General features: G+C 56.9%; 10 protein-coding genes and 1 pseudogene. 1 reads left to right on the top strand and 10 read right to left on the bottom strand.

Features of this window, described 5'->3' with window-relative positions; genetic code table 11:
- Nucleotides 1-217: 217 nt before the first annotated feature.
- Both ACOYNV_RS22890 and ACOYNV_RS22885 read right to left on the bottom strand, forming a co-directional pair.
- A complete protein-coding gene (locus tag ACOYNV_RS22890; protein ID WP_422902121.1) occupies nt 218-385 on the bottom strand; it encodes a 4Fe-4S binding protein in 168 nt (55 codons plus the stop codon).
- Nucleotides 386-397: 12 nt separating this feature from the next.
- Entirely contained in the window at nt 398-487 is a 90-nt protein-coding gene (locus ACOYNV_RS22885; RefSeq protein WP_422902120.1) for a hypothetical protein, read from the bottom strand.
- Between the two features lie 458 nt (nt 488-945).
- Here ACOYNV_RS22885 and ACOYNV_RS22880 point away from each other — a divergent pair, with 458 nt between their 5' ends.
- Nucleotides 946-2,202, top strand: coding sequence for a tyrosine-type recombinase/integrase (locus ACOYNV_RS22880; protein ID WP_422902119.1), 1,257 nt, complete (start codon nt 946-948; stop codon nt 2,200-2,202).
- Between the two features lie 100 nt (nt 2,203-2,302).
- Here the strand turns inward: ACOYNV_RS22880 and ACOYNV_RS22875 are convergent, their stop codons facing one another.
- The 8 genes and pseudogenes from ACOYNV_RS22875 to ACOYNV_RS22840 all read right to left on the bottom strand — a co-directional run.
- Nucleotides 2,303-4,033, bottom strand: coding sequence for a tyrosine-type recombinase/integrase (locus tag ACOYNV_RS22875; RefSeq protein ID WP_422902118.1), 1,731 nt, complete (start codon nt 4,031-4,033; stop codon nt 2,303-2,305).
- Nucleotides 4,034-4,284: 251 nt separating this feature from the next.
- On the bottom strand, nt 4,285-4,425 hold the full coding sequence (locus ACOYNV_RS22870) for a hypothetical protein (protein WP_422902117.1): 141 nt from the start codon (nt 4,423-4,425) through the stop codon (nt 4,285-4,287).
- Nucleotides 4,426-4,767: 342 nt separating this feature from the next.
- Nucleotides 4,768-6,462, bottom strand: a complete 1,695-nt coding sequence (locus ACOYNV_RS22865) for an HK97 family phage prohead protease (RefSeq protein WP_422902116.1) — start codon at nt 6,460-6,462, stop codon at nt 4,768-4,770.
- The gene (locus ACOYNV_RS22860) at nt 6,459-6,728 is read right to left on the bottom strand and encodes a hypothetical protein (RefSeq protein WP_422902115.1); all 270 of its coding nucleotides are present in this window, start codon (nt 6,726-6,728) and stop codon (nt 6,459-6,461) included. The genes ACOYNV_RS22865 and ACOYNV_RS22860 overlap by 4 nt, the downstream gene beginning before the upstream one ends.
- Before the next feature lie 75 nt (nt 6,729-6,803).
- Complete coding sequence (locus ACOYNV_RS22855; RefSeq protein WP_422902114.1) at nt 6,804-7,172, bottom strand: hypothetical protein; 369 nt, start codon at nt 7,170-7,172, stop codon at nt 6,804-6,806.
- Nucleotides 7,169-7,816 carry a hypothetical protein gene (locus ACOYNV_RS22850; RefSeq protein WP_422902113.1) on the bottom strand — a complete coding sequence of 216 codons (648 nt, stop codon included), beginning with the start codon at nt 7,814-7,816 and terminating at the stop codon, nt 7,169-7,171. Before ACOYNV_RS22850 ends, ACOYNV_RS22855 begins: the two co-directional genes overlap by 4 nt.
- A gap of 320 nt (nt 7,817-8,136) precedes the next feature.
- Nucleotides 8,137-9,561 carry a hypothetical protein gene (locus ACOYNV_RS22845; RefSeq protein WP_422902112.1) on the bottom strand — a complete coding sequence of 475 codons (1,425 nt, stop codon included), beginning with the start codon at nt 9,559-9,561 and terminating at the stop codon, nt 8,137-8,139.
- Nucleotides 9,554-9,746, bottom strand: a pseudogene (locus ACOYNV_RS22840) (hypothetical protein); the annotation flags it as partial. The pseudogene ACOYNV_RS22840 and the gene ACOYNV_RS22845, both read right to left, overlap by 8 nt.

The raw sequence follows: 9,746 nt of genomic DNA, 5'->3' as shown, positions 1-9,746 counted from the left end.
ACAAAATGCGCATCGACATCGAATGCTTTGTGGCCGCAACCAGACAATGCGGAGCTAAAATATGTCATCGGGGTTTGCCGAGGTTTCATGCGTCAATGCTGGGCGTTCGTCAATAAAATTCCGATATCCAAAAATACTTAATGCGCCTGTTGAATTCTCTATCACCGGGACGCAATCAGTTGGGTGGCTGACTTTGGACTGGAATCGCTGGCAGGGTTTAGAATGGAATGAGTGGCAGGGTAGACTTTCCCATAGCCCCGCGCATTGACCTGCGCCGACTTGAAACCGGGAGGAGCGCCAAAAAGCTTGTTTTCGTGATAATTTTTGCACGGATAACGCTATGCGGACAAACATTGCTGCATTGGCCACATTGAATGCAAAGCACCGGTTCCCAAACCTAGACGAAATAGGAGATGTTGCGTTTTTCGTAAGCGGCGGTGCCGGAAGGATAGGTGCCGTCGAATAGCGTCGCTGGCGGAAATCTCATCGCCGCACCCGCGCATGACCATGGCGGTGAATGTCTGCACGAAAGCCGGGGCATTGCCTCTCATCCAGAAACAATTGTTTGCTCACCTCAACATCAAAGTCTTGATCCCGCCCACAATGGAATCAAAAACTGATTGCACAATCTTGACTATCTTAACGTGGGCATACAATCTGGATGGATAAAATTATGAGTCAACAAACAATGACCATCATGAATCCCTTGATTTTTTGGTACACATAAGTGGTACACTGGTGCAAATGCTTTGTTATACAATTCATTGTTTATAAACAATGAATTGTTTATGGTGGAGTTTCCCGTCCACTCCGCCAATAACACCCTAGGGGCCTTATGGTTCCTGACACTGGAAAACGCTGGAAAGTCAGCGTTTTCCATGGTGTTACAAAGTGGTGTCACATGTGTGATGCCCGCAGCATTTCCCAATTTTTGGAGATGCTGCTATGTCGTACTTCACCTACCATCACAGTTCCTATTGGTTCCAGTTGCGCGTTCCCGTGCCGCTGGTGCCGCGTTACGGCCGATTGCTTCGTATCAACCTGCAAACGCAGGAGCGGCCTGTCGCTCAATACCAGTCCTTTCAACTCGCTGGACAATGGCTCGCGCGTTTTCAGGCTGAACGTTCGGACCCGGGCCAACAGTATCCGCTGGCCATAGCGACTAACGACGTACTCGTCAATCCGGCCGTCCCCCCTCAACCCGCCCCCAAACCGACGGACCCGGTTACCCCGACTCTCGTTGGCCCGGGCTATGCCGATCTTTATCAAGCCTGGAAGCGAATCGACCCTGATCGCGACTCGACCATCCTGCGCGAGATGCGCTCGATCGCCGACCAGATGAAGTCTTTCTGCAAGAAGACGCCCGGTCAATTGCAGCGTGTCGACGTGGCGCGCTTTCGTGACCACCTCGGCAACCAGCGACTTGCCCGCGGCACCATTGCCAAGAAAATCGGTTTCATCTCGACGCTGCTTCAGGCCGGCTACGACGCCGGGCTGGTGCCGAGCAATGTCGCGCGCGGGTTGCGCGTTCCCAAAGGCAAGATCGAAACCCTGGTCCGGCGAAGCTATTCGACGTCGGAACTCGAACGCCTGATGGCGTCGTCCCTTTACACGTCGCGATATCGCCCTGTTGGTGGTGGGGGCGAAGCAGCCGCCTGGTTGCCCCTCATCGCACTGGCCACCGGCGCGCGTCTGGAGGAAATCGCCCAACTGCGTGTCGAGGACCTGATACTGGATCGCCAGCATGGCCCTCTCATGCGCATCACCGATGAAGGAGAGGGGCAGCAACTGAAAACGGAAAGCTCGCGTCGGATCATCCCCATCCACCCCCAACTTATCGACGCCGGTTTGCTGCGTTATGCCGACCTGGTGAGAGAAGCTCGTCACGACTGGCTCTTCCCGGAACTGGTCGCCGACCACGACGGACGTCGCGGTGCGAACTTCGGCAAATGGTTTCAACGCTACCTGCGCGACACGAGTGGGTTGGGCATTCTCGACCCAGCCGTGGTGTATCACTCGTTCCGGCACACCTTCAAAACCTTCTGCCGGGCCGCGTCCATTGATGAAGAAGTGAGCGACACCCTCACCGGTCATGCGCCGACGTCCATTGGTCGTACCTACGGTGAAATGCCCCTGAGTCGCCTGGTTCCAGCCATCCGGAGCTTGGTCTTTCCGGTCGCATTTCCGATTATTCAGGACTGAGAGGCGGGCAATCATTAATTTACCCACACATCGCACTTCCGACGATGACCAAGGCCGAATCAAGGCTCTCCTTGAACTTGACGTTACCTCTTTCGTGGAATTAGCCATCCTGTCGCCCAAACTTTGGCAGAGCTTCTCGGAACCAGAACATCGACACCGGACTGCCAGAACCTTGGGCTGGCCGACCGCCTGTGTGTCGGGCGATTTCGAACAGATGGCGCTGATGGATTATCTGGCAATTTTCCTCAATTCCGGAATCCAATCCGTAGAAGGACTCTGGCAGCGGCACCCGGAGGCCTGCGAATTCTTGCGACAGACACGGCGCCTGGGATCCGTCCTCCACCTCCTTGGCCTCGATCAAACGACCGCGGTTCTCGCGGAGGATCTCGGGTTCTATCTGACGCGTTGCCGGGACGCCGGATGCTTCGAGGTTTGGCGTGACATCGACCGCGCCAGCTACGGTGAGGCGCTGCATCGTGGCCTCTTGGACGAGATTGCCGCTCAGGTGCCGCATCGACCAGTCGGGGGATATCCGACTGCTGGCGGTCCGGTCCAGAGCACCGCTCAACTGATCGTCGCGCGGCTGCTCGAGTTCGCCGGTGTTTCTTCTCGGGCCAATATGCATCTGTATGCAGGGAAACGGACACCCGGATGGGCCCACTACCCAATCGAGTTCGTTTTGTTCGAGCCCACCCGGTATCTCATCCTGACCACCGGGGTCAGTGCCGAAGCCGCTTACCGCGATCAGCGTCGCGGGCAATGGCTCAAACGACTCTGCCGAAGTGACGCCGGGTTGCGAAAGTTGCAGCTGAATGGGGAGGTGGTGCGGCTCGACGGTCGCGTGCTGAGCAGCGCTGGCGGGCTCATCGCTTTTGTCTCGCACGTGCATATCCGGCTCAGTCAAGCCGGTATCGTTCCCGGGAGTCTGCCCATCTCCCCTCGGCAGTGCCTCTGTCCCGATGCAGTCAGCGAGCCATTCCGCCATGATGGCTGCGGCGGGTAACAGGTCCTCGTCGTCAAAATACTCGGCCGCATCATAATGCTTGTCGTGAATGCCATGATCGGCATGGCCGAGTTGGCGATAGCGCACGCGCGGGTCTACCCCCGCGCGGCGCATCACCCGATTCCCGGTTGGCCGACTGCTGAGCAGCACCAGTCGGCGGTCCGGGCCGACGATCTTTCGCAGCCGGCGGTTCAAACGTTTGCTTACGGCGGTGCCAAGGCAACCATACTTGTCTGCTGTCAAGTAGGGGAAGATCGATCCACCTGCAGCAACACGCTTGGTCAGCCAAGTATCCAAACGCGGCAGCACGCCCATCGGAATCATCAGCCGACGCGCCGACGCCGGATTCTTGATTCCAGCCCCAGTGCCCGTGTCTTGACCGCTGGCAATACGAAGTTGCCAGTGATCTTGATCGGTCGTGATGTCGCTTGCAGTAAGCTGGCACAACTCCTCAAGACGTGCAGCGGTCAGCAACAACAAGTGCACGAGCATCTTGTCGTCTTCCGAGAGGCCTGTGTCCGCATTAGCAGCATTGATCCAGGTACTTACCTGTTCCCGAGTGAACGGCAGGCGTTTTGTTTTCAGCTTGCCGCCGACTGGACGACCGGCCTCGAAACATGCCTTGAGGCGCTCATTCGGCCCCAGCAGACGAACGAGTTGTTTCAGCAGGTCGAGCTTGCAGATTACCGTGCTCGGTCCGTTGCCCTGCGCGCACCAGTTCGCCTTGATGCTGCTCAGATCCGCCTCACAGAGATCTTCAACCGGACGACCGTTGAGAGCTGCGTCGCAATCTCCCGCGATAAGCCGGTATTTGTCGAGAGTCTTCAAATTGGGCTCCTGGCCGATGCTGCGCTTTCGGCAAGACCAGATCTCTGGCAAGTCCCGCGCCGCGGTACCCCACAGGCTAACCAGTGGAAGTTGGGACGCGTGCGATGGCTTCGAACAAATTGACCAAACGACTGAAATACAACGGTTTTTACAATTTGCAAATATAAATATACCGCCATATGTACCGTCGCCTTTTGAAAATAGTATCCATAGTGCCACTTTTCAAGCGAATGCATAAATGACGGCCAGGGCTACTCATTTACCTTCAAATATTCCCGAGACAGCCGCTCGGCCTCCAGGTGACGGAAGATCACGGCACCAGCCGGGTCGTCAAAGGCAACAACACCGAATTTATCAGGGTCGCTCGCCAGATATCTGATGGCAGCGTTCATTTGCTTCCGTGCAGGGCCGCGAGGAAGGCGGCAAACTCTTCGTGTACAGGGCAGGCATAGCGGGAACGTGAAATTGACCCCCACACCGGAGGTTGCTGAAACAATGCGCCCTGTTGTTTTGATAGGCATCCGGCAGAGTGGGCAGAGGGTCACGTTTATCCTGAACGGGAGGTGGCGAGCCGTGCAGCCCAAGGCGTCCGGTGGCTCGTCGGTGCAGTTCGTATAATCTGCCCGGTAGTAGCCCATAGCCACGCAATGCGAATGAGTCACCTAAGGGTGTAAGCATTGAGTGGTCAGCGGCAGGCTATGGGCGACTTCGCTCGCCATGCCGCTGTTTTTCGATTACGCGCCTGCTGATTTGATCCAGCCGGTGGGGGCAACGAAGCCGCAGCCAAAATCAAGGCGTGCTTTGATGTCCATGCCGTCTGTTTCAAATCCGTTACGCGTCTCGATATAAACTCCGGCCTCGCCGTCAAGGTAAGCATGTTCCATGCTGTTTGAACCGGAATTGGCCACCAGGTACCAGGCGGTCACGCTGGAAGAATCCAAACGTGGTTCCACGATCACCTGCAAGCCTTGTTCGATAGGATTGGCTGCCGAGGTAACGACTGGCGAGATGGCGAACACGGCCTGTCTTGCTACCAGCTCCAGCGCCGCAGGAACGATCAGGAAGGTAGGTGTTTGCTGAATGAAGCCGCCGCCGATTTCCTTTTGCAAGCGCAGTGCTTTAACCGCCGCCGCGATTCCAGCACTGGCGAGGGCAGAACCAGCGCCGGTCAGCAGGGTCGAGCGGTTAGCATGAAACAAAGCGAGACCGTCGATTACCGGATTGCTCAGAATCAAATCGGCGAGCAAGTCGCCTTCCTTGCGTGAAGCCGCATCGCCGAATTTTCTCAGCAGGCTGTCAAAGCCGCCCAGATCGTCGTTGACAATGGCTTGCCGTGAAAGGCTAATTATCTTGCCGTAGGTCGCCAGCTTGTAACTTGCTGATGCTTCGTCCACGTAGCTGCTAGTGAATTCTCCCAGCTCGTTGACTGGGGAAAGATCGGGGGCCGCGGCCAGGCGAATCACGGTACGACTGCGGAAGTCGGGCAGCGAAACCTGCCGCGAAACAGCCTTGAGTGGCGATGGCGACTGTGCATATGCCTGCGCCAGCGCACGACCGGCAGAGTCAGCCAGCAGAGCCGGAAAATCCGATGTAGACATGGCGCGGGTGGCGATCTCGTTGCGCGACATTGAACGGGCGTTGCGAACGCCAGACAGCTCCAGGCAGGAGACAGCGATTTCAACCAGGCTGCGAGCGTCTCCACGCGATCCCTTGATTCCAAGACGGGCATCAAGCGCGTTTGCAATGCCATTGCTGGCTGTAACCTGATGGCCTTCGTCGAACGGAAGTCGACGACCGGGGCCGCCTGCATCGCGGGTGGCGATGAATTCGAGCATTTCGTCTTTTGCCTGGTCGATAGTCTTGTCGCTGGAGAGCATGCGCTCCATGAAGTCGGCAGGCAGGCGATGCGTAGCGCCAAGTGATTCGATGGCAGAGCGGGTTTGAATATTCATTTTGTTTCCATTGGTGGTTTGTGAGCGGTACATTCCAGCGCCGGTATCGGCGGGAATGGCCACGAGGGATACTTCAAGAGGAGACCAGCGCGTTACACGCTGCACCCCGTTTGCTTCGTTTTGGTATTCCGATATTTGATAACCGACCGATAATGACGGGAGGATTCCGGTTTCAACATCGGCCTTGGCTTGCTGTGCGTCGGCACTGGTGCCGAAACGCGCCATGCCGCGCAGCTTGCTTCCGTCGTTCGTGATTGAGTCGATACGACCGATGGCTTTTGACTGGTCATGGTTCAGCAACAGGGCCAGTCCGTCCGCAGCACGGGTCAGGTCGACACACTCGGGCGAGTGGTCGAGGATTTCAGAATATCCGCCACGCTCGATGGCCTCGTTGGTGGATAGCACGCAAGGCACGGCCCGGTCGGCAGCAATGGCGCGAACGTCTAGCTTAATGCTCCCGTAGGCTGTGCGCTTCATTGACGCCGTCCAATCATCGCGTCGGGGTAGTCGGTGCCGTTTATCACCGCGTCGACAACCATGTTGAGGAAGCAGCGCAGGGCGAACACCTCCTGAACGGTCAGGGCAATGGTTATTTCCTGCTCTGGTATCCAGGTCGTGAGCTGCACCTTGCCGGAGATTACGGCGGCAGACAATCCGCCAGCGGAAGCGGGGGCCGTCTGTTGGAGTATGGTGGTGTTGCGTTTGAGGGTTGCTACTCTTGCGAGTTCGGCGGGGGTGAACATGGTTGGCTCCTTTTTGAGTACGCCCACTTTGCATCGCTTTGTCTAAACGTAATAACGATGTGCATCCATGTCATGTTATTTCGAGATAATTTGCGCCAGGCGGCCCGGGCCGGGTATGCGGCCCAGCTTCTCGATTTCGCGGAGTTCGCCAGCCTTTTTTCTGCGTGTGATTTCTTCCGCTTGTGCTTTCACCGTTGGCAAGCCAAGTGAAGCGGCTAGCGTGCGCAGTCTTTCGTCGCGCTCCGGGATTGAGCAGTACAGCGTATGCCGTCCGCCAGCTCGCGAACGCAGGCCAAGCAGTTTATCAAGACTGGTTGAGGGGTCAGCAAGTCGACGGGACGCGGACGTGCAGAACCAGGTTTTGATATGCGCAAGAGTGTTCGGGTCGGTGGCTACGAAACTCACCAGGTAGCGTAGGTAGTCGGCGGCTTCATGCGGCTTCATTCGGCCACCTCGTCAAACGCGGGAACCGCGAGGTCTGCCTGCAAGGTCTCGTCCTCGGTCGGCGGGTGCGCCTGGTCGTCATCCACTTGGTGCACATGCAGGTGGTCGATTACGCTACCGGCCCGATCAACTCCAAATTGAAAGGCGGCGTCGAGCCAGGCCAGCAATGCGGTAAGCCCGTCTTCACCCGAAGCGCAGATAGCAGGCCAGTCGCTCCCTACCCGGTCGGGCAGGGCGTAGAAGAGTGCCAATAGTTCGCGGGAAGAGCTCTCGTGGAAATCGCCATTCTCAGCGGCCAATCGCAGGGCGGTTTCAAGCTGGGAAATTCTCACGCGATTGGCGGCGATGTCAGTGACCAGAGGCTTTAGGAAAACTGCACGCAGCCGCTCCGGTCTGACTTCGAGGAGCCTGCTAATCGCTTCCCGCGGATCAACCCGACCGTCCGCACCGAGTGTAATTCGACCATCCTTGCACCACTGGCTGACAGCCTGCTTTGAAACACCAACCAATTTTGCAAGTTCCGAGGCGCGCACTCGTATTCCGCTGCGCATAGCGGACTCGGCACTTTCAATTGACTCAAAGCCAGGATTTTCGTTTCTCACGGTGTTTTTCGTGATGTAGTCATTGTCAGGTTGGAAAGTCATTTCGTCATCCTAAAAGTCAAAGCAGTTTTCACTATGCGGCCAGGCCAGACCCTAGCGGATTCACGCGCCGTGAATGACCCGTGCGTAGGGATGGCTGGAAGTACCTTTTGCATTTTTCGTTCACACACTAGGGGGTGATTTAAGTGATATAAGTGAGAAAGCTTGGTACGACTGGCTTTGAAGCAAATCACTAAGGGTGAGAAAAGGTGATTTAAGTACACAACAAACAACAACTACATTACTTCTCTCACCTTTTCTCACCCTTTTCTCACCCTTTAATTCTGGCTGTATCCCTTGCTGTATGGCTTTTCTCACTTCTCTCACCTTTTCTCTAAGGCGCGATATTTCTTGGCCGTTCTTCCGCTGGTCGGTTCTCCCTGTATCTCTTCAACCAGTGGAGGTGCCAGATTGAGCAGCAACTCAAGTGCCTTATGCACTTCCCTGGTACGTTTCCGCTTCCACCGCTCCTGCAACTCTGAAAGCTTGATGCCCGGTTGCGCATGGATGACCTTCAGCACTTCGCTGGTGAACGGGTCTAGACCGCCCTCCTCGTCGGGACAGTTGAAGATATAGGTCACGCTGGCGTTCCAGTATTCAACCCAGGCGATGGCTGCGAGAAGGTCGTCAGGTCGCATTTCGTGCCGACCGTCCATTGCCGCGAAGATCATCGCCAGCATTCGGGCATAGACTTCAGATCGCGCCAGCAAGCTTCCGCCCTTGCCGTCTCTGTCCCTGGTCAGTTGTGGATAACGCTCTACCCATAATCGCTTGGCTGCGTCGCTGAAAGTAGTTTCGATGGCGTTGTTGCCGTGAAGGTTTTTTGCGGTCGCCGCAACAACGGCCTCCGCAACTCTCCGCGCCAGTGCGTCCAGCTTTGCCTCATCGGTTGGTTCTGGTAGTGCTACCAGTTTTGGCCTTGCAACGTGAAGCGTCATGAATCGGTTCAGCATGCCGTTTGCCGCGTCGTTCTCGGTTGATTTCTCTTTGAGCTCGTGGCCAGTGATGTGGCCGATGATTACCACGTGCGGATTGGTGGCGGTGGTGCGACTTGTTTTGGTCAGCGGTGAAATGTCTCGGCCGTCAAACAGGTTGCGGGTTGTGGCTGACAGGGTGTTGTTATCGCGTTGTACCTGAGCAAGCACATTGCCAAACTCCGATTCAATAACGAGCAGGCGCTTGTCGGTTACTCCAAGATCGCCGCCTTTCCCTTTATCGTCCGCCTCAACTGGATCGCGGATTGCATAGGCAACGCCCTCACCCGTCGATAATCCTCCTGCATGGATGCGCAGCCGGTCAGTGTCCGGAGCCCAGACTCGCAGGATCGCATCGGCTCGCTTGAAGACCTCGCGCACCGTGTGCTCTGCTGTCCCTTTGCGGGCCTTCCCGCTCTTGCCGACGACAAGAAAGAACGGTCGGCAGTGAATCGCCGCGTCGCCAATGCGCTGGAAGTTGGCGCGACCGACCGTGGCGCAAAAGAAAGCGATTGCATTGGCAGCAACGGCTACAGGGTGCGCCTCACTGCTCGCGCACGCGGCGTCGACGATCTCGCGCAACAGCGGGACAATCCCTTCTTCAGCCATTCGTGGCGGTGCCAGGGTGAGGAAGTCCTCCACGCTGACGGGTTGGCCTTGTACATGGTTTTCATTTGCGGCTTGATGCTTTGTTATGGCTAACTTGATTGAAGTCGCCACCGCCCCGTTGCCGCCCTCTCTGGCCAGGTCGTTGAAGTCCGAAAGATCAGACATGGGCCACCTCGGCAAAGGTCGGAACGGCCAGCGCCGCACCGACGGCGCGTGCAGCCGCCGTTGCCGCCGTCAAGCCCGGATTGCCGGGGGTTTCAGCGTCATCGTCAGCCGCAATGACGAGCGTCAGGTTCGGGAATTTTTGACGCAGCGCACGTGCAACAGGCTGAAGGTTGCCCGCGTCGAAG

The organism is Propionivibrio sp. (assembly GCF_049316945.1).
Taxonomy (GTDB): domain Bacteria; phylum Pseudomonadota; class Gammaproteobacteria; order Burkholderiales; family Rhodocyclaceae; genus Propionivibrio.
Note: the sequence above shows the minus strand (reverse complement) of the source record. Positions and strands in the feature narration are given on the sequence as shown.

Coding starts and splice junctions, on each gene's coding strand:
- ACOYNV_RS22885 (WP_422902120.1), bottom strand. CDS start 487: ATGAGATTTCCGCCAGCGACGCTATTCGACGGCACCTATCCTTCCGGC.
- ACOYNV_RS22880 (WP_422902119.1), top strand. CDS start 946: ATGTCGTACTTCACCTACCATCACAGTTCCTATTGGTTCCAGTTGCGC.
- ACOYNV_RS22870 (WP_422902117.1), bottom strand. CDS start 4,425: ATGAACGCTGCCATCAGATATCTGGCGAGCGACCCTGATAAATTCGGT.
- ACOYNV_RS22865 (WP_422902116.1), bottom strand. CDS start 6,462: ATGAAGCGCACAGCCTACGGGAGCATTAAGCTAGACGTTCGCGCCATT.
- ACOYNV_RS22860 (WP_422902115.1), bottom strand. CDS start 6,728: ATGTTCACCCCCGCCGAACTCGCAAGAGTAGCAACCCTCAAACGCAAC.
- ACOYNV_RS22855 (WP_422902114.1), bottom strand. CDS start 7,172: ATGAAGCCGCATGAAGCCGCCGACTACCTACGCTACCTGGTGAGTTTC.
- ACOYNV_RS22850 (WP_422902113.1), bottom strand. CDS start 7,816: ATGACTTTCCAACCTGACAATGACTACATCACGAAAAACACCGTGAGA.
- ACOYNV_RS22845 (WP_422902112.1), bottom strand. CDS start 9,561: ATGTCTGATCTTTCGGACTTCAACGACCTGGCCAGAGAGGGCGGCAAC.